This window comes from Dictyoglomus sp. (assembly GCA_025060475.1).
Classification (GTDB): Bacteria; Dictyoglomota; Dictyoglomia; order Dictyoglomales; family Dictyoglomaceae; genus NZ13-RE01.
In genome coordinates, this window is sequence record JANXBZ010000012.1 from 1 (window position 1) to 19,907 (window position 19,907).

19 protein-coding genes and 1 CRISPR repeat array are annotated in these 19,907 nt (G+C 31.3%); of the genes, 10 read left to right on the forward strand and 9 right to left on the reverse strand.

The genetic code is table 11. From position 1 onward, the window contains the following. Nucleotides 1–22 precede the first annotated feature (22 nt). Nucleotides 23–2,724: direct repeats of the CRISPR family, unit length 30 nt; unit sequence GTTTCAATCCCTTATAGGTACGCTACAAAC. 197 nt (nucleotides 2,725–2,921) lie between these two features. Beyond that, nucleotides 2,922–3,383 carry an NUDIX domain-containing protein gene (locus NZ841_07280; GenBank protein MCS7202557.1) on the reverse strand — a complete coding sequence of 154 codons (462 nt, stop codon included), beginning with the start codon at nucleotides 3,381–3,383 and terminating at the stop codon, nucleotides 2,922–2,924. A gap of 49 nt (nucleotides 3,384–3,432) precedes the next feature. On the opposite strand from NZ841_07280, the gene NZ841_07285 reads away from it, so the two are divergent. Genes NZ841_07285 through NZ841_07295 form a run of 3 tightly spaced genes read left to right on the forward strand, consistent with a single transcriptional unit; the run spans nucleotide 3,433 to nucleotide 6,455 of the window. After that, nucleotides 3,433–4,434 (forward strand): 2-hydroxyacyl-CoA dehydratase family protein, encoded by a 1,002-nt coding sequence (locus tag NZ841_07285; GenBank protein ID MCS7202558.1) that lies wholly within the window; start codon nucleotides 3,433–3,435, stop codon nucleotides 4,432–4,434. Continuing rightward, nucleotides 4,431–5,663: a 2-hydroxyacyl-CoA dehydratase family protein gene (locus tag NZ841_07290; protein MCS7202559.1), complete on the forward strand. Its 1,233-nt coding sequence runs from the start codon at nucleotides 4,431–4,433 to the stop codon at nucleotides 5,661–5,663. Before NZ841_07285 ends, NZ841_07290 begins: the two co-directional genes overlap by 4 nt. Continuing rightward, complete coding sequence (locus NZ841_07295; GenBank protein ID MCS7202560.1) at nucleotides 5,664–6,455, forward strand: acyl-CoA dehydratase activase; 792 nt, start codon at nucleotides 5,664–5,666, stop codon at nucleotides 6,453–6,455. Here NZ841_07295 and NZ841_07300 read toward each other — a convergent pair. Then, nucleotides 6,443–7,189 carry a nucleotidyltransferase family protein gene (locus NZ841_07300; GenBank protein MCS7202561.1) on the reverse strand — a complete coding sequence of 249 codons (747 nt, stop codon included), beginning with the start codon at nucleotides 7,187–7,189 and terminating at the stop codon, nucleotides 6,443–6,445. The two genes, NZ841_07295 and NZ841_07300, sit on opposite strands and share 13 nt — an antisense overlap. A gap of 179 nt (nucleotides 7,190–7,368) precedes the next feature. Between NZ841_07300 and NZ841_07305 the strand changes: the two genes are divergently transcribed. Then, nucleotides 7,369–7,746 carry a PadR family transcriptional regulator gene (locus NZ841_07305; protein ID MCS7202562.1) on the forward strand — a complete coding sequence of 126 codons (378 nt, stop codon included), beginning with the start codon at nucleotides 7,369–7,371 and terminating at the stop codon, nucleotides 7,744–7,746. A 5-nt stretch (nucleotides 7,747–7,751) separates the two neighbouring features. On the opposite strand, the gene hpt is transcribed toward NZ841_07305, so the two are convergent. Genes hpt through NZ841_07320 form a run of 3 tightly spaced genes read right to left on the reverse strand, consistent with a single transcriptional unit; the run spans nucleotide 7,752 to nucleotide 10,311 of the window. Next, nucleotides 7,752–8,273 carry a hypoxanthine phosphoribosyltransferase gene (gene hpt / locus NZ841_07310; protein MCS7202563.1) on the reverse strand — a complete coding sequence of 174 codons (522 nt, stop codon included), beginning with the start codon at nucleotides 8,271–8,273 and terminating at the stop codon, nucleotides 7,752–7,754. After that, nucleotides 8,273–9,199: a cytidylate kinase family protein gene (locus NZ841_07315; GenBank protein ID MCS7202564.1), complete on the reverse strand. Its 927-nt coding sequence runs from the start codon at nucleotides 9,197–9,199 to the stop codon at nucleotides 8,273–8,275. The genes hpt and NZ841_07315 overlap by 1 nt, the downstream gene beginning before the upstream one ends. A gap of 5 nt (nucleotides 9,200–9,204) precedes the next feature. Next, nucleotides 9,205–10,311, reverse strand: coding sequence for an iron-containing alcohol dehydrogenase (locus NZ841_07320; protein ID MCS7202565.1), 1,107 nt, complete (start codon nucleotides 10,309–10,311; stop codon nucleotides 9,205–9,207). 98 nt (nucleotides 10,312–10,409) lie between these two features. Between NZ841_07320 and NZ841_07325 the strand changes: the two genes are divergently transcribed. Continuing rightward, the gene (locus NZ841_07325) at nucleotides 10,410–11,546 is read left to right on the forward strand and encodes an alanyl-tRNA editing protein (protein ID MCS7202566.1); all 1,137 of its coding nucleotides are present in this window, start codon (nucleotides 10,410–10,412) and stop codon (nucleotides 11,544–11,546) included. Here the strand turns inward: NZ841_07325 and NZ841_07330 are convergent. Further along, on the reverse strand, nucleotides 11,515–12,201 hold the full coding sequence (locus tag NZ841_07330) for a hypothetical protein (protein ID MCS7202567.1): 687 nt from the start codon (nucleotides 12,199–12,201) through the stop codon (nucleotides 11,515–11,517). The two genes, NZ841_07325 and NZ841_07330, sit on opposite strands and share 32 nt — an antisense overlap. A gap of 53 nt (nucleotides 12,202–12,254) precedes the next feature. On the opposite strand from NZ841_07330, the gene NZ841_07335 reads away from it, so the two are divergent. Then, nucleotides 12,255–12,935, forward strand: a complete 681-nt coding sequence (locus tag NZ841_07335) for a hypothetical protein (GenBank protein MCS7202568.1) — start codon at nucleotides 12,255–12,257, stop codon at nucleotides 12,933–12,935. Between the two features lie 9 nt (nucleotides 12,936–12,944). Beyond that, a complete protein-coding gene (locus NZ841_07340; GenBank protein ID MCS7202569.1) occupies nucleotides 12,945–13,802 on the forward strand; it encodes a DMT family transporter in 858 nt (285 codons plus the stop codon). Here the strand turns inward: NZ841_07340 and NZ841_07345 are convergent, their stop codons facing one another. Beyond that, entirely contained in the window at nucleotides 13,803–13,997 is a 195-nt protein-coding gene (locus NZ841_07345) for a zinc ribbon domain-containing protein (protein ID MCS7202570.1), read from the reverse strand. A 5-nt stretch (nucleotides 13,998–14,002) separates the two neighbouring features. Beyond that, nucleotides 14,003–15,112 carry a histidine kinase gene (locus tag NZ841_07350; GenBank protein MCS7202571.1) on the reverse strand — a complete coding sequence of 370 codons (1,110 nt, stop codon included), beginning with the start codon at nucleotides 15,110–15,112 and terminating at the stop codon, nucleotides 14,003–14,005. 150 nt (nucleotides 15,113–15,262) lie between these two features. On the opposite strand from NZ841_07350, the gene NZ841_07355 reads away from it, so the two are divergent. From NZ841_07355 to NZ841_07365, 3 genes are read left to right on the forward strand one after another with little or no spacing between them, the layout of a single operon-like run. Beyond that, complete coding sequence (locus NZ841_07355; protein ID MCS7202572.1) at nucleotides 15,263–16,273, forward strand: M20/M25/M40 family metallo-hydrolase; 1,011 nt, start codon at nucleotides 15,263–15,265, stop codon at nucleotides 16,271–16,273. Between the two features lies 1 nt (nucleotide 16,274). Then, nucleotides 16,275–17,282: a M20/M25/M40 family metallo-hydrolase gene (locus tag NZ841_07360; protein MCS7202573.1), complete on the forward strand. Its 1,008-nt coding sequence runs from the start codon at nucleotides 16,275–16,277 to the stop codon at nucleotides 17,280–17,282. Next, nucleotides 17,279–18,289: a M42 family metallopeptidase gene (locus NZ841_07365; protein MCS7202574.1), complete on the forward strand. Its 1,011-nt coding sequence runs from the start codon at nucleotides 17,279–17,281 to the stop codon at nucleotides 18,287–18,289. Before NZ841_07360 ends, NZ841_07365 begins: the two co-directional genes overlap by 4 nt. Here NZ841_07365 and murJ read toward each other — a convergent pair. After that, entirely contained in the window at nucleotides 18,281–19,891 is a 1,611-nt protein-coding gene (gene murJ, locus NZ841_07370; GenBank protein ID MCS7202575.1) for a murein biosynthesis integral membrane protein MurJ, read from the reverse strand. The two genes, NZ841_07365 and murJ, sit on opposite strands and share 9 nt — an antisense overlap. Between the last annotated feature and the right edge of the window lie 16 nt (nucleotides 19,892–19,907).

The window sequence follows — 19,907 nt, forward strand, 5'->3', positions numbered from 1 at the left end:
GAAGAAGAATTAATACAAGAATGTTTCAATCCCTTATAGGTACGCTACAAACTCTTTGCAAAATATGCAAAGATTACTTCTCTTTTTTTGTTTCAATCCCTTATAGGTACGCTACAAACATAATATGCAATTGGATAAAAAAAGAGAAAGAAGAGGGTTTCAATCCCTTATAGGTACGCTACAAACTGGTTTTTGTGTTTCTACTTGAAGTATTTCATTTTTGTTTCAATCCCTTATAGGTACGCTACAAACCTTGTTCTTATTTTGTCAAGAGAAAAATATTTTTTCTGTTTCAATCCCTTATAGGTACGCTACAAACAGACTTTTTACAAAAATTTTTGCCAAATTTTTTGCAGTTTCAATCCCTTATAGGTACGCTACAAACATAGACGCCAAAAAAGCCCTGGAAATTTTGAAAAAAAGTTTCAATCCCTTATAGGTACGCTACAAACAAAAGAAACGAATATTTCAAGCACTTTCTCTATCTGGTTTCAATCCCTTATAGGTACGCTACAAACGTAATAGGCACAGGAATTCTCAGAAAAGAGAATTCCGTTTCAATCCCTTATAGGTACGCTACAAACTTATCTCTTTTTGTATTTATTTTTTTCAATATTACTGTTTCAATCCCTTATAGGTACGCTACAAACAGAAAAAGGAAAAGTAATCCCAAGAGAAAAGGGAAAGGTTTCAATCCCTTATAGGTACGCTACAAACAAGAGATAATTCAACTTATAATCAAGAATGCAGAACTAGTTTCAATCCCTTATAGGTACGCTACAAACCAAACAAAGAGAGCCAGTCAAGGAGAGAAGAAAGAGGGTTTCAATCCCTTATAGGTACGCTACAAACTTTTTCTTGCCAATTCTCTATTATTCTTTGTTCCCAGTTTCAATCCCTTATAGGTACGCTACAAACTACTCTATTTATTTATTATATATAGAGGGCTGGAGGCAGTTTCAATCCCTTATAGGTACGCTACAAACGAAATTGGTCTTTTTATCAAAATTTCATCTTTTTGAGTTTCAATCCCTTATAGGTACGCTACAAACTGGATATACATAATAGAATTCTTGCTCGACTTTTACTGTTTCAATCCCTTATAGGTACGCTACAAACTGGAATAACTTGTGCCAATTTACTTCACCTCCATTAGGTTTCAATCCCTTATAGGTACGCTACAAACGAAAGGGAAAGTAATCCCAAGAGAAATCCCCAAATAATGTTTCAATCCCTTATAGGTACGCTACAAACTGCCATTTGCGAAATGCCCAAGGGACCGAAATTGATAGGTTTCAATCCCTTATAGGTACGCTACAAACGATTTGATGTATCTAGATCCCTTTGTGTGCCGTATAGTTTCAATCCCTTATAGGTACGCTACAAACGCTTTACATTTCCTTTTGAAAATCAAAGAAACTAAAGGTTTCAATCCCTTATAGGTACGCTACAAACTAGGGACCGCTCAAAGTTTACTCTATGCTTCTGAAAAGTTTCAATCCCTTATAGGTACGCTACAAACTCTTGCCCTTCGGCTTTTCTGTATTTGAAATTGTGTAGTTTCAATCCCTTATAGGTACGCTACAAACTGCAAATGAAGCGGCAAACGAGTTAGGTAGTTTTCTGTTTCAATCCCTTATAGGTACGCTACAAACTTTCTATGTCGTCTTCAGAGGGAGGCTTTGCTATTCGTTTCAATCCCTTATAGGTACGCTACAAACGGAATTAAATTCAAAGATGATGCAACATTTACAAATCCGTTTCAATCCCTTATAGGTACGCTACAAACGGAAACACAGGAGATTATATTACACTTGCAGGAGATAGTTTCAATCCCTTATAGGTACGCTACAAACATTATTAATTTTATCCATTTTTATCCCCCCTTTTTTTAGTTTCAATCCCTTATAGGTACGCTACAAACATTTTTGCCAAATTTTTTGCATATTATGCAATTGGAGTTTCAATCCCTTATAGGTACGCTACAAACAAGAGAAAGTAATCCCAAGGTAATCCTAAAGAGAGAAAGGTTTCAATCCCTTATAGGTACGCTACAAACAAAAGAACAATTGGTACAAGCAATATTATATCAGGAGTTTCAATCCCTTATAGGTACGCTACAAACTCTTTTGAAGAGAATTCCTAGTGCCTATTACAAATTGTTTCAATCCCTTATAGGTACGCTACAAACTCTCTTACTTTCTCTTTTTAATCTTTTTACTAGGAGGGTTTCAATCCCTTATAGGTACGCTACAAACAATTATATGTAGCAAGAGAAGTAATTCAATTTTTACGTTTCAATCCCTTATAGGTACGCTACAAACAATTTATTAATTTACTTCTTGCAAGAGGGTTGGAGAAGTTTCAATCCCTTATAGGTACGCTACAAACAGGAGGTGAGATTGTGAAAAAGTTTGAGAAGTATTAGTTTCAATCCCTTATAGGTACGCTACAAACTTTTGTATCGATAATTACAATTGGAAAAGCAAGTGAAGTTTCAATCCCTTATAGGTACGCTACAAACCAGGAGGGTTGGAGAGTAGTAAGAGTAGAAAGAAGAGTTTCAATCCCTTATAGGTACGCTACAAACGAGTAAAGGTATGCTAAGAGAATTACTCCCAAAATTATGTTTCAATCCCTTATAGGTACGCTACAAACGCATATTGTTTTCTTAGTGTCAAGACTTTTTTACAAGTTTCAATCCCTTATAGGTACGCTACAAACCCACAGATAATAGAAAAAAGCTACACTTTTAAAAATATACCCTAATAGGAACTCTACAATTTTAAAAAAATGATATCATAAATTTTTATAGATGTAAAGTACCTTTAATTTGTTTTTAATTTTTCTGTCGATCCCCAGGGTTTTTTGCAAGATTGAAGATGGACAGAAAAATAAAGTTTTCTTATTAAATGATCTTACTAATTTACATCTCCTAAATATACAGGACCAAGTAATTCTCCATTTTTTCCTATCAAATCTTTCAATATTTTAGGATAAATTCTATAAGAGGATAGCTTATCTAAGGGAATCCATTCAATATCTACTTGAAAATTGTCAGGATTTTCTCCTTTTTTTAGGTTTTCTTCGTCTTTTATTTCGCAAAGGAACATATATTCTACTTGATGTAAGTGGGAGTCATATTCAGAAAATTCATGATTTTTCCCAATATATTCCCTTATATATCTAATATCATGAATAATAATATTTACGTTAAGTTCTTCTTTACACTCGCGAATCAGAGTTTCCTTTAAATTTTCAAAGGGGTTTTGGCCTCCTCCAGGTAAAATATAAAAATATCCCCAACGGTCAATACCTTTAATCATTAATATTTTTCCATCTTTTATTATTATTGCCTTAGCAGAATTTCTTATATTAGACATTCTTAATTCTCCTTTCTTGAAATTTTAGCCTTATAGTATAATTTATTTCATGAGACTAGAAGAAATAAAATATTTATATCAAAAAATAAAAAAAGAGTCTATTTCTTCAGAAAAGTCTGTATTTTATTTTTGTGCTTATGTTCCTTGTGAGCTAATATATGCAAGTGGATTTAAACCTATAAGGTTTTTACCTTCTCCTATATATTTTGCGAGAAGTGATGAATATTTACCAAAATATTTGTGTCCTTATTTAAGATCTATTACTGAAGAGGTTTTAAGAGAAGATAAAAGGTTTGAAAAGGTAATATTTACTGATAGTTGCGATTCTTCAAGAAGAATTTTTGAAGTCTGGAGATATCTGAATCTTTCTAAAGAAATTTATTTTCTTCAAATTCCTTTTGGAGAGAAAGAAGAGGATGTTAGGTATTTTGCAAAAAATATAAGAGATCTTTTCTATTTTTTAAATACAAAGGGAAATATAGAAAATATTTTTGAAAGTATAAATATCTATAACTTGGGAAGAAAGAAAATAAGAAACTCCTGGCAATATTCTTTGCTCTTTTATTCTATGGATATTAAAGAATTTTTAAAGCTTTCTTTTGAACCTACAAATGACAATAATAAAAAATTTTATCTTTTTTCTACAGTGTATCCTATAGAACTAATAGAGTATATGGAGAATTTAAATTTAAATATCATATATGATGATTCCTGTTTTGGAATAAGAACAGAAGAAGAAATAAAAATATTAGATGATGATCCTTTTTATTCTCTGGCCTATTATTATCTTAAAAGGGAAGGTTGTGTGAGAAGAAGAAATTTATTGGATAAAATTTCTATAATTAAAGAAAGAGTGAAAAAAGAAAATATAAAAGGGGTAATTTTTTATTCCTTAAAATATTGTGATCCCCTTCTTTTTTATATCCCTATATTAAAGGAAGAATTGAGAAAGGAGAATATACCATCGTTAATTTTAGAAGATGATTTTACCATGGGAATAAAAGGACAAATAAGAACAAGGTTAGAAGCTTTTTTGGAGATGGTAGGATGAAATTAAATTTAGACAAGAGAAATATAGAGAAAATAAGAAGAATTTTAAGATTTCCCCTTGTCTATCCATTAGGAGATATATTTATTAAGTTAAAATTTAGAAAGAATAAGGTAACTCTTGTATCATATGAATATGCCTTAGATCTAGTTAAGCATAATTATATGGGGAAAAATAAAGTAGTAATTACCAATATTTTAATGCCTTCAGAATTATTTTTTGCTCTTGATCTTTTCCCATTATTTCCAGAGGTAGCTTCAGCTTTTTCAGCTTCTTTAGGATTTGCAGATAAGACTCTTTTTGACAGTGAGGAAATAGTATATTCAAAGGATTTATGTAGTGTTCATAGGAATGTCATAGGATTAACTAAGAATGGTATTCTTCCAAAACCAGATTTCATCATTTCTACATCCCATCCCTGTCACTCTGCTATTCACTCTTTCTTTTTGATTTCTCAACTTTTTGGAGGAGAATATTTCCCCATAGATGTTCCTCTAAGGGACAATAATTCTATTGACTACACTGCAAAGAAATTTGAAGAGCTTTTCTTTATATTAGTTAAAAAATTAAAGATTAAAAAACCTATGTTAGGTTTGGAAAGAGCTATTAAGTATTCCAATATTTCTAGAGATTATCTTATGGAGATAAATGAGTTAAGAAAAGATTATTTAGTTATTGATGGGAGGAATTTTTTAGATTATGCAGGAATGATCTTTTCTACCTTTGGTTCCCATTGGGGAGTTAAATTTTTTAAGGTTTTAAGGGATGAAATTAAGGATAGAATTAAAAAGAAGAAGTTTCTTCCTTACAAAAAAAGAGTATGTTGGCTTCATCTTGGTCCTTATTTTAAAACAGATTTTTTTGATTGGCTAAAAAGTAAGTCTTGTACTATTGTATTTGAGGAAAGTAGTAAAGTCTATTGGGATAAACTTGATCCTAAGGATCCCTTTAAGTCTCTTGCAAAGAAAGTTATAAATGCCAAAATTTTTTATGATGTTGATGAGAGATTTAATATAGCTCTAGAAGGAGTAAAAGATTATAAGGCACAGGGAGTAATTATTTTTAATCAATGGGGTTGTAGACAAGGAGCTGGAAATTCCTATATCTTAAGAAGGAGATTAATGGAGGTGGGTATTCCTGCTATAGTAATAGATGGTGATTTAATAGATAAAGGGAATTTTCCATTAGAACAGGTAAAGACAAGAATTGAGGCTTTTCTGGAGGTGTTATAAATGGATTATTTTTTAGGAGTAGATATTGGCTCTATAACCACAAAAGTAGTTCTCCTTTCTTATGATAAGGAGAAAGTAGAGATTTTGGATTATAAAATAACAAAAACTGGGGTTGATGGTAATAATTCTGCTAAGAGATTAATCGAAGATATTTTAAGAGAAAAGAATATTTATGATTATGAAGTAAAAGGAATAACTGCGACAGGATATGGAAGAATAAGGGTTGATTTTACAAGTTTTACAAAAACAGAGATCTCTTGTCATGGAAAGGGGGTAAATTTTGTTTTTCCTTCTGCAAGAACTATTTTAGATATAGGAGGGCAGGATAGCAAGGCTATAAGAATAGGAAGTAAAGGAGAAGTATTAGATTTTGCTATGAATGATAAATGTGCTGCAGGAACAGGAAGATTTCTTGAAGTTATGTCAAAGGTATTGGAGGAAGATTTAGAAAATTTTGGGAAGATTCATATGACAACTAAAGATATGGTGGAAATTACAAATATTTGCACTGTTTTTGCAGAATCAGAGATAATAACTCTTCTTTCTGAAGGGTACAATAAAAATTCTATTATTAAAGGATTAAATTACTCTATTGGAAAAAGGGTTATTTCCTTGTTAAAAAGAGTTGGGATAGAAAGGGACGTAGTGATGACAGGAGGAGTTGCAAAGAACGAAGGAGTAAAAAAGGCTATAGAGGATCTATTAGGATTTGAAATTTTTATACCCTTTGAGCCCCAAATAATAGGAGCTTTAGGAGCGGGACTTTTTGCAATAGAAAACTATAAGTCATGAAATCTTTTCAAAAAATCTTTTAAATTATTAGCTTTTTCTATTTGACTTAACGTTCCAAATTCCCAATGGAAATCCTTGATAATAAAAGGTCTAATATCTAGATTGTCTTCTAACATCATCTTGATTGCGGATGTAAATTCATATTCACCCCTTTCTGAAGGGCTTATTTTTTCTAAATACTTAAAGATTATAGGTTTTAAAATGAAAATTCCTGTCTGGTTCCAATTTGTGTTAACTTTTTCCTTGGGTTTTTCAATAATGTCTTTTACCTTTAGAATATTATTTTTCTCCTCTAAAAATACTGCACCTCCCTGGGAGAGGTCTTCTTCGTAATTTAATCCCATAAGGACATCACAAGGATTTTTTTCAAAGGCATTTTTAATATTAATATAATTTTCCCTTTCAACGATTACATCTCCCCAACTTAACATAAAATTCTCATTTCCTACAAAATCTTTTGCCTTTAAAACTGCAGCTCCTGTTCCTTTTGGAATTTCTTGAATTATATAGGAAATATTAAGATTAATTATTTTTCCATCTTTGAAGTAATCTTTAATTTTCTCTCCTAAATATCCTATAATTATTGCTATATCTTTTATCCCTGCATATTTAAAGCCCAAGAGAATGTATTCTAGTATAGGTTTTCCTAAGACTGGGATTAGCCCTTTTGGAAGGTTGTCAGTTAAAGGTCTTAATCTTTTTCCTAACCCTGCAGAAAGTATTACTCCTTTCAATATAAAACCCTTCTTTCTCTATCTATCTTCTCAAGATAGTGTCTTAATCTATGATAAACAATAGGTTTATGTAAATCAATAAAAAGATTTTTATGTGAAGATAAAATGTCAAGAAATGCTATGCCTTAAGCTATTCTTGACAAAAATTTATAAGAATTATATATATAAATTAGTAATATATGAATAGGGAAAGAAAAAAAGGACTTGGATTAAGTCCAGGATTTTGGATTAGAATGTGGATTTTAGTAGCTCTAGGAGATAGAGAGCTTCATGGGTATGAGCTAATTAGCAAAATTTCTGATATATTTCCAGGAATGATTGGAAAAGGAATTGGAGAGATGGGCAGAGGATACAGGATTTTAAGAGAACTTGAGATGGAAGGTTTAATAACTTCTTATTGGGATGTTGAAGGAATCGGGCCTGCGAAAAGGGTTTATAAATTAACTCCAAAGGGAGAAGAACTTAGAAGAGAAAGCATAAAGTATATAAGAGAGATCAAAGGATATATAGAAAAATTTATTGAAATAGCAGAGAGCGAAGAGAAGAAAATACCATAGGAATTTTATTTTTCTAATACTCCTATATACATTAAATTTCTATAATCTTCATTGTAATCTAAACCATAACCTACTACATAATAATTAGGAATTTCAAATCCTTTATAATCAATGGGAACATCTATAATCCTTCTACCTGGACAATCTAGAAAAGTGCATACTTTCAAAGAAGAAGGTTCTCTTGCCTTTAATACTTTTAAGAGATAAGCTAAGGAAAGTCCTGTATCGACAATATCTTCTACAATTATTACATCTTTGTTATATATGTTTGTATCTAAATCCTTTGTAATTCTTACAATTCCGAAGGTTTCTTTGGATGGTCCATAGCTTAAAATAGAAATAAAATCTAAAATAAAAGGAATAGATAAACTTCTTGTAAGATCTACAGCAAAATATACTGCTCCCTTTAAAATACAGGCTAATATAGGAGTTTTCCCTTGATAATCTTCACTTATTTTTTTCCCTAATTCTTTTATTCTTTCAGAAATCTCTTCATAGGTAAAAAGAATTTTTTCTATCTTGGCCATTATTTCACCTTAGATATTCCGTATTTTTCTAATATTTTTATATAATCTCGCCCATATAATAGCTTGATATTTATATTGGGATATAATTCTTTAAGCTTCTTAATTTTTTTAATCTTCTCACTCATAAGTTTTGGCTTTTGGACCGTTAATTCTATATATAAGTCAAATTCAGGAAGATAAAAGTCAGGAGTGAAGGCTTCAATCACCTGTCCCTCTGCGTCCCATTCTAAAGGGAAGACTCTTGGTTCATATTCCCATGCTATTCTATAAAAAGTTAATAATTTTGCAAATTCTTCTTCACTTTTATTGGCAAACTTTATCTTTGATGGAAAGTTAAAGCTTTCTTGTAAAGGTTGATTAATTTTGGTGGGTTTTTCTATAGATTTTATAATAATTTGGTAAATTTCATCCGGGGAATAATAATCTAAGTTTATAATTAAGTGATAATGATAGGGATCTTTCCAGTCATAGCCAAATAGAGTTTTAAAATATATATCCCTTTCTTTATCCTTTTCTAAGATTAATTTTATAGAAGTTTCTCTATCTAGGTTATAATTTTTCTGCAGGTTTTTAACTCGAAGATTTAAAGGAGCAATTATATTTATATGAAAGGAATTAGGATAGTCTTTAAATAAGAATTGTCCTCCTCTCCCTAAAAGAATAACAGGAGATTTTTCTAAATAATTTTTCGTTATCTCTTTAATACCTTCTTTATATTTCTCAATAAACTCCTTTTCTCCAGAGTTCTTTTCAATCTTTTTTTCTTCCAGTAATAATTCCTCAGAATTTATTCTGCAATATTTTTGAAGTAGTGGGAACAAATTAACTCTATCTAAAAGGATAAAACCAAATTCTTTAGAAAGTTTAGTAAATAAAAAATCTATCTCTGTTCCAAATTCTCTTGCTACTGTTATTAATCTCACCATATCTTTTATAATACCTCCTCATATAATGCAAAGATATCTTCCTCCTTTACAGGTCTTATATTATTATTAATATTTATCTGCGAGGTTTTTGCTTTTTCTACTAATAATTGAATGTCAATTTTTTCTCTAATCACTTGAGAAAGTCTTAATGGAAGATTCAGTTTTTTAAGAAGTTCCTCAATTTTCTCAGGGGGATATCCTCCCATTAGAAATTTTAAATAATTCATTTTTTCATGGGGTATAAAGGGGGCATTGTATCTTAAATATGCTGGAAGTAGGATACCGTTAGCTATACCATGAATTACATTATAAACACCTCCTAAGGGACGAGACATGGCATGGACCAATGTAGTTTTTGTGTTATTTATAGCCACACCTGCCCAAAAAGAGGCGTAGGATACCTTTTCTTTAGAGGATGTAGAATTTTTAAGGATTGCAGGGATGAGGTTATTCCAAAGAGTTTCTATGGCTTCTTTTGCCCATATATCGGTGTATGGAGTAGAGGAACGAGAAAGAAAAGATTCTATTGCATGGGAGAGGGCATCAATTCCTGTTACCCCAGCAACTAATGAACTCATAGAAAATGTTAATTCAGGGTCTACTATAGCAACTTTAGGTATTAAAGCTTTACCAAAGAGAAGAAATTTGTCTTTCATCTCTGGATCTGTTACTACAGCAAATCTTGTGGCTTCACTACCTGTTCCTGCAGTAGTAGGAACTGCTATTATGGGAAGGGCCTCTTCAATTTCTTTTCCCCTTAATTCAAAGATATTCATATTGGTTGCAAGAAGAGCAGAAACAATTTTTGCAGAGTCAATAACACTTCCTCCCCCTACTGCTATAATTCCATCAGGTTTATAATCCTTTGCCCTATTAAAAAGATTAGCTATAGAATGAATGTCTGGCTCTGGAGTTATTCCACTTATTACCTGAACCTTAAGATCATATTTGTCAAAAAAATCTAGAATTTTATCAAAAAAGCCATTTCTTTTTAAGGAACTTTCCCCACAGAAGAAGGAAAATTTTTTGCCGAATTTTACTGCCTCTATAGGGAGTTGATCAATGGAACCCGAGCCATATATTATCCTTTGAGGAAGTTCCAAGATAGGCATTATAATTTCTCCTTTCTGTTTAAATTTCTCTTCAGAATAATTTTACTTCTAATTATTTTTGTTGACAATGATTTTAATCATCCATAAACTTAAAAGCAATGACAGAGAAAATATTTTATATTGATTCTGAAAAATATAGGGATAGAGGAAAAATTCTTGAGATAAGGGAGGGGGATTTATTTGGAATTCTTCTTAATAAAACTATTTTTTATCCTGAAGGAGGAGGTCAGCCTTCTGATAGAGGAATTATTAGGGGAGAAGATTGGGAACTTTTGGTAACAAAGGTAATAGAAGAGGAAGAAAAAATTTTCCACTTTGGGAAATTGATGGGAAAGACTCCTAAAATTGGAGAAGAAGTTTTAATGGAGTTAGATATTTCATTAAGAAAAGAATATTCTCAGGAACACACTGCTCAGCATCTTTTTTCTGCTATCCTTGAAAGGGATTATGGTTATGAGACTATTGGTTTTCAAATTCTTTCTGATCATACAAAGATTGAAATACCGTTAGCTTCTGATATAAATCTTTCTTATATAAAATCCGCAGAAGAAAAGACAAATTACTATATTCGAGAGGGAATACCTGTAAAGATTTATTGGAAAGACGAAAAAACAAGAATTGTTGAGGTTCTTAACGTAGATATTAATCCTTGTGGTGGAATTCATGTTAAAAATACAAGAGAAATAGGACTTTTTAAGGTTTTAAAAGTTTATAGAAAAAATTCGCAGGTTTGGAGAATTGAATTTATCTCAGGAGATAGATTATTAAAAAGATTAGAAAAAAGAGAAGAAGAGTATGAATATATAAAACAAAAGTTGGGAGATTCTGATGTTGTCAGTTCTTTGGATAAGTTTATTACAAAGTTAAATACATTGGAAAAAGAAAACAAAAAGTTAAAGGAAAAGATATTAGATTATCAAGCGGAGGAAATATTGAAAGAGGGTATAGAAACTTCTATGGGAAAAATTGTTATGAAAAACTTGGAGCTTAATATGGGCGATTTGAGAATTCTGGCCTTAAAAATATTAGAAAGTTCTTCTTTATGTTTTCTCTTTAATACTCTTGGAGAATTAGTTCTTGGAAAAAATAGAGAATTTCCAAAGGAAATATGGGAGAAATTGATTAATTTCTTAGAAAATAGAAACTTTAGAGGTGGAAAGGGAGAAAACTTAATACAAGGAAAAATAGATAATATTGAGAATATTAAGGAAGCTTTATTTCAAGAGCTTTTTTAAGACCATAATAAGGATCAATTCTGAGTAATTCAGGAGTTCCTGGAACGTCATAGATAAGATAAGCAATGATTCCTTCTTTTGGTTGAATTAATCTGTTAAATAGTACTTCTTCTCCTTGGGTGGCAAAATAGGCGGATATGGAAGGATCTGGATAATAATCTTTATTTCCTACTCTCAGGAGAAACATTTTTTGGTCTAATTTTACTGGAACTTTATCTAAGTTGAATATAGCTAATTCTAACAAAACATATCGCATCTTTGGATAAATACCATAGGCAAAGAGTCTTATCCCAGTAAAATCATAGTTGTAATTTAGGATAGAAAAATAAATATTTTCAAAATTTTTAACACTGTATTTTTTGTCTCCTCTTATGAGGATATTTTTTTCAGGACAGAGAATTAGATCACCAGACGTATATATTTCAAATATATTTTTTCCATCATATAATATTCCTAAATTCTCTGCGATGTACATGTTATCTAACTTTTTTAGTTCAAAGATCTCTTCTTGATACAAAAGTAATTTTGCTTCTGGAACAAAAATATAATTTTTAACTTTTTCTCCTTTATATTCTTTATTGTTAATAATCACAGGTATGGTTTGAGCATATAAAAGAGAGGAAAGAGTAAGTAAAATTATAAGAAATTTTTTCATGTCTTTACCCTCTTTAAAAATTATTTTTAAATATAGTATATTATATCTTGATTATGAATAAATTAAAAGCCATTTTTATAGACTTAGAATTGATAGAGCCCTTTTCTTTATTCGGATTAGAGGAATATTTATTGGATGATCAAGATAATATTTATCTTATTTTTTATTCTTTTCCCTCTTCGGTGATTTTAGGACGAACATCTAAAATTATGGAAGAAGTTTATTTAGATAACATAATTAAGGATAAATTAATTCTTGCGAGGAGAAGAAGTGGAGGAGGAGTTGTATATGTAAAACCTGATCAATTATGTGTTAGTTTTATATTTCCCAAGAGATATCTTCCCAAGGATTTATTAGAAAAATACAAGTTTATTACTTCTATCATTATAAAGAGTATTAATGAATTTGCAGATTCTATAAATTATGATGAAAGGGGAAATATTTTTTTGAAAAATGGAAAGATATCAGGATGTGGAAGTTATCTTTCAAAAGATTCTTATCTTCACCATCTTACTATTATAAGAGAACCTCTTTTAAATATGGAAAGATATCTTAAAAAAATTAAGTACAATACATCCTATTTAATGGTTCCTAAAGAAATCTTAAAAGAAAAGATTTTAAAAACTATGGAAGAAAATCTTAAAATTTTCTTTGAGAAAATAGATGTTAATTTAACAAATTGTGAAAAAATAATAGAAAAATATAGGGATGAAAAATTTATTTTTAGATTGTAAAATTGTCTTATGGTCTGGGCTTATCTTTCTATTTTAGGTAGAATTATTTTATTAGGCTACGAAAAGATCGTGGTAAAAAGACTTGGAACTTACAATGATAGTAAGGTTATTTCTTTTCTTTTCTTTTTTATTGCTGTTTTCTTCCTTTTTCCTTTTATCTTCTTAGACAGTATTCCAAAGAATTTTGAGTTTTCAAAATATGGGTTATTAAGTGGATTTATTTATTCTATTTCTTTTATTCTATATGTTAAGTCTTTATCTTTAGGAGAGGCTTCCCTTGTAGGACCGCTTTATAATTTTAATGTTTTCTTTCTTTTGATTTTAACTAGTATTTTTCTTAAAGAATCTCTTACTTTACCCAAGATTTTAGGATTATTTCTTCTAGTTTATGGGGCATCTTATCTGGAAAAGAAGGGATCTTTTCTTTCTTCTTTAAAACTTTTGTTTAAGAGGAAGGAGACCCTTTTGATGATTTCAAGTTCTTTTTTGGTTTCCGTAGGAAGGACTATTGATGGGTTCGTGGTTGAGAAGGTTAGTCCTCTTTTTTATTGTTTTTTCCTTTATTTTATAATTAGTATTTTTCAATTTTTTTATATTTTATGGGAGAAAAAATTGAAGGAGATTTTTAGAGTTTTAAAAGAAAATACAAACTTAGTTTTGATTGCTAGTGCAATTAATGCTTATTCTTATCTTCTTCTTCTCTTTGCCTTTAGATATATAGATGTTAGTATTGCGGAACCATTATCCATGTTGAGCATGATATTAACAGTAATCCTTGCCCATTATATTTTTAAAGAAAAAATAGGAACTCGCCTACTTGGTGTTTTTATCATGATTTTAGGATCTTATATTTTGTTCTTGAAATAATCATCTACAGGAACTACAATTTCTTGAAGAGCAAGAAGAACATATTCCCTTTTCAGAACCTATGGATGCAAATAGAGATATTAGTTTCTTAATATTTTTCCCTCCACAATTGGGACATTCAATCTCCTCTTCTTTATAAGTAAGTTTTTCAAAGATATTACCGCAATCTTTACATTTATATTCATATATTGGCATTAATATCACCTCTGAAATATTCTGAGAATTCTTCTGAAATTATCCCATATTGATGCTCTTTCTTCAAGAATTTCTTCGGGAATATCTAAATTATATTTTGATAAAATTGAAACTATATCAGATTTTATAGTTTCTTTATCTTTTAAAGACATATCTTCAGTAAAATCTTTATATAATATTCCTATCGCAGATATTGGAGAAATTCGAAAATCTAGTGCTACTCCATTCTCAAAATGTACAATTTCGGGAAAGAAGGAAGAGGAATTTATACTTTCTAACTTCTCCATAACAAATTTTTCTCCAAATCTTTCCTTTTCTTTTTGAAGAATTTCATTAAAGGCATAAAGATATATTGATTCCTGTTTTTCTTGTGTTAATATATGTTCTAAACCAACTTCTAAATCATTTAATCTCTTTAAGAATTCTACAATTAAATCTCCTTTTATAATATCTCCGTGTTGAGGAAGTATAAGTTCTGGAATAGGTTCTAATCTTCCTATTTTGTCTACAGCAAGTCTTAAAGCTTCTCTCGTAGGAATATAGATCTGATGAAATATTTTTATTCCTTCCCAAGAGTCCTTAGTAGCATAAATGTCTTCTCCTGCTTTTGTGACTAGTCCTCCTAACAAGTCTCCAGAAAAGAGAACTCTCCTCGTGGGATAATAAATCATACAGGCTCCTCGGAAATGACAAAAAGGTGTAGGAACAAATTGAAAAGCATGCCCTGTTCTTAATATTATCTTTTTATTCGGAAAATATTCAACAGCTTGGAATCTTTCTCTATCTAATCCATAGTTTCTTATTAATCTCCAAGTATCTTCGGAGGAAAGAAGTATAGAATTAGGAGATAGAGACATGAGTCCAGGTAAAGAAGAGGTAAGATCTGGATCTTGATGATTTACATAAATAATGTTTAGATTTTCTGCCCCTCCAATTAAATCCTTTAATGTTAAAGTCAAATCATTGAAGTAAATTAAAGGTATGGGATCAATTAAGATGTTAATTTTGTTTCCATTATTAGAAAGAGTTAAGAGATAACTATTAGATACAAAGGGCAACTCAGGGGTTTGTATTAGATACAAATCTTTTATAATTTCAACAACTTTTAATGCCATTTTTCTTTTTCCTCCATTTAACAATTTTTAAAGTGTATATAGCTAAATTATATATCTTTTATGTATTTAATCAAGAGATTTTTTTGAAAAGAAATTTTTATATATAATTAGTCTTGTATTTTGAAATTTAATGAGAAAGGAGGAAAATAGGTGGACTTAATTGAAGTTTTAAAAAATTTATCAGCCCTCGATGGCCCATCGGGATATGAACAGAAGGTAATAAATTATATAGAGGAAGAAGCAAAAAAAATTGAAAAGACCGAGACAGAAATAGATAAGCAGGGAAATCTTATTGTCAGGAAGGATGGAAAGGGAAAGAAAATTGCTCTTTTTGCTCATGCAGATGAGATAGGATTTGTGTTAACGAAAAGAGAATATGGTAATTTTTTTAGGTTTTCTACCTTTGGAGGAATCGACCCTAAAGCTATTATTGCTCAAAGATTAAGATTTCATACAAGGGATGGAAGTATTGCCTATGGAGTTGTGGGGATGTTAGAACCTCATCTTCAAACAGAAGAGAGTAGAAGTAAGGTTCCTTCTCTTGATGACCTTTTTATTGATATGTTAGAAAACGAAGATAAAGTAAATATTGGAGATATTGGAAATTTTACCTCAGAACCATTTCTTCTTTCAGAAAAATATTTAACAGGTAAGGCATTAGATAATAGAGTAAGCTGTGGAATTCTTCTTTATACTATGGAGCTTTTGAAGGAATTTATTCCAAAATCTGAAAGTTACTTTGTTTTTAACATTAGAGAAGAGGATGGAACATCGGGTGCTCGAGGACCTTGCTACAAAATAAAACCAGATCTTGCTATAGTTTTAGATGTAACTCATGCTGATATTTCTCGTCCTTCCTATCCTAAGATTGAAACAGGAAGAGGTCCTGTTTTTAATATAGGTCCTGTTATAAATAGGGAGTATTTCGAGAAAATAAAAAATCTAGCAGAAAGAATCTCTGTGAATTATCAAATAGAACCTACAGGAGCAGTAAGTAATACTGATACTGATATAATCCAAATCTCTGCAGGAGGAATTCCCACATTACTCATCTCTATTCCCTTAAGATATATGCATACTCCTTATGAGGTGGTAAATTTAAGGGATTTGGAAGAAACCGCAAGACTTCTTTCCCATTTCATAGCAAGAGGAGGTGAATGATTTGTATATAAAAGAGTTAACAGAGATTAGTGGAGTATCAGGGTATGAGAAAAAGGTAAGGGAATTTATAAAAAATAAAATAAAAGAAAAAGTTGAGGGAATAGAAGAGGATGGTTTAGGAAATCTCATAGCATGGAAGAGAGGAAAGAATAGTAAAAAATTAATGATCTGTGCTCATATGGATGAGGTAGGTTTTATGGTTAGCAATATTGAGGAGGATGGAAAATTGAGTGTTATTCCCTTGGGAGGCATAGATCTTAGGGCAGTTATTGGAAAGAAGGTCTTAGTTGGAGAAAATGAAATTCCAGGAATTATTGGGTATAAACCCGTTCATCTTCAAAGAAGTGATTTACTAACTCCTCCTAGCTTAAATGATATAAAAATAGATATCGGTGCCACAAAAAGGAGTGAAGTTGAAGGAAAAATAAAAATCGGAGATTTTGTCGCCTTTGCAGGAAATTCCATGATTCATGCAGAATGGTTTTCGGGAAAAGCATTAGATAATAGAGGAGGATGTTCCCTTTTGATAGATCTTATAGAGAAGAATCTTGATTTAGCTTATACAACCTATTTTGTCTTCTCCGTTCAGGAGGAGTTAGGATTAAGAGGAGCAAGGGTTGCCAGTGAGAGGATAAATCCCGATTTTGCTTTTGTTATTGAGACTACTACCTCGGGAGATAATCCAGAATTTCCCGAAGATAGAAGGTCTTCTGAGCTGGGAAAAGGTCCTGTTATTACTCCTGTTCATTCAGGGTATGTGAATGATGAGAGATTATTTAATTGGGTATTAAAGATAGCAAAGGAAAGTAATATCCCCCATCAGATAAAAAGAAGAACTGTAGGAGGAACCGATGCAAGGGCTATTGCTGTATCATCGGGTGCTCCTTCCCTTGTAATTTCTATCCCTTCAAGATATATTCATTCTCCTTTATGTGTAATGAATTTATCCGATTATGAAAATACTTTAAAATTACTCTCTATTCTTTTAGTGAAGGAGGAAGAAAGATGAAAGATTTAGTAAAGAAACTAACTCAAACCTCTTCTCCCAGTGGAAGGGAAAGTGAGATTAGAAATATTATATTAGATGAAGTTAAGGATTTTATAGATGGATATGAGATAGATAAATTGGGAAATCTTATTGTTTGGAAAAAAGGAAGAAGTGATGAGAAACTTCTTCTTGATGCCCATATGGATGAGATCGGAGTAGTTGCTACATATATCGATGATAAAGGATTTATTAGGATTGAGCCTGTAGGAGGAATATCTCCCTATAATCTTTTAGGCTCTACTATTTCTTTTCCCAATGTAAAGGGAATTGTAGGAGTAGAGGGAGAGACCCAGGAGGATCTTGCTAAAAATATAAGAGAACTTAATTTTGATAAAATTTTTGTGGATATTGGAGTAGGAGATAAAGAAAGAGCAGAGGAATTGGTCCCTCCAGGCACTTTTGGTGTTTACGATGCTCCTTTTATTGATTTAGGGGAAAGAATAGTGTCCAAAGCTATGGACGATAGGATTGGATGTGCTATTATTATTGAGGTTCTAAAAAGATCAAAACCCTACCATAATCTGTATGCTACCTTTTCTGTTCAAGAGGAAGTAGGACTTGTGGGAGCAAGTACTGTCGCTTTTAATATAAAGCCTGATATGGCAATTGCAGTGGATGTTACCTCTTATTCCGATACTCCAAAAGGAAATAAAAGAATGTCCCTTATTTTAGGAAAGGGTCCCGCTATAAAGATCAAAGATAGTGCATCTATTAGCGATAGGAGAGTAGTAGAGAAACTGAGAAGTATAGCGGAGAAAAATAATATTCCTTATCAAATAGAAGTTTTACTAAGGGGAGGAACCAATGCGGCAGTTCTTCAAACTACGGGAGAAGGAATCGTTAGTGGGACTTTATCTATACCTACAAGATATGTCCATTCTCCCCATGAGATGGTAGATTTGAAAGATGTAGAAAATGCAGTAAGATTATTAGTCCTTTTAGTAGAAGGAGAGGAAAAACTACTTTAAACCTATAAATTGGGAAAGAAGCTCGAGGTTTCTTTTAATAATATTAAATATTCTTCCTGCCTCCTCGAGCTTCCATTTAGAACATAGATAAAGATAAATTAAAACAGAAAGGCCAACGGAAGAAAGAACAGAAATTCCTAATCCCAATTGATTTTTAGGTAAAATAAAGGATAAGAAATTATATGATAAAAGGCCAATAATTCCGATAATAAAGCCGCCAATGGTAAATAGTTTTGTTTTTTCGAATAGTTCTTTTGTGAAGGGAGCATGAATTTTTCTTTTTAATTCTCTATAGAGAAGTATAGAGGCAATAGATGATGCACAGGATGTTGCTAAGGCAAGCCCCATATGGGCTAAAGGTTTGATAAAGATAAAGTTTAAGACTATATTGGAAATTAAAGCTATAATGGAAATTTTAGTAGGAATTTTAGTATCATGAAGGGAAAAGAAAACTCTGACCAAAATTGTATTTATGGACATGGAAATAAGACCAAGAGAATAAAAAATCAATGATTCTGAGGTTCTTTTTGTAGCAAGAGCATCAAAGAGACCTCTCTCAAAGGCAAGCTGTACTATAGGTTTTGCCAAAAAGATAAATCCAAAGGTGGAGGGAATAACTAGGAATAAAACTGCTCTTAAGGTTTTCTCCATGGATATTTTTAGATTGGAGAGATCTTTACTTTGGGCATTAAAGGCAAACTCTGTATAGGTTGCTGTGGCAAGGGCATTGACAAATAAATTAAATGGAAGCTGATATATTCTACTGGCATAATTTAATGCGGAAATACTTCCCTCAGGAAGATAAGAACCAAAAATTCTATCCACTGCCATATTTATAAGTCCAATACTTTGAGCAATAAATATGGGACCGGTAAGATAAAGAGCCTTTTTAAGTCCTTCATATTTGAAGTTTAACTCCCATTTTAAAGAAAATCCAATCTTGGAGATATAAGGAAGAAGAATAATATATTGTAATACAACATTGGCTAAGGAGCCCCATCCAAGAACATAAACTCCTAAGGATTTATAAAGGAAATATATGGTAATAATAAATATAACATTTCCTATTACTCCTGAAAGATTTGGAAGAAAGAAACTTCTTTGAGAGTTAAAGATTCCTGATATTAATCCATAGGTTCCCCAAAAGATTATGGAGGGAAGCATAATATAGGAAAGATATATGGAAAGATTTTTTGTCTCTTCATTGAAGCCTGGAGCAAGTATAGTAATAATTATTGGGGATAATAAATAGGAAAGGATTGTTACAATTAGAAGAATAATAAAAATGTCTGAAAGAAGAATATTAGCAAATCTTTCTGCTTCTTCCTTTCCATGTTTTTCTTTCCATTCAGCATAAAGGGGAATAAATACCGATGAAAGGGCTCCTGAAACCAACCCTGCTAAAATGCCTGGAACTGCTTGAGCCACTACAAAACTGTCAGTAAATTTTCTTGCTCCAAAGAAGGCAGCAATCATCATCTCTCTTAAAAATCCTAAGATTCTACTAAGTATGGATAAAAGAGTAATGAGGATGGTTGCCTCAGTAATACTCTGTCTCAAGAATAATCTTTTCAGTCTTTGTAAAATACTCTTCTTGTCCATGGATTTAAAACAAAGA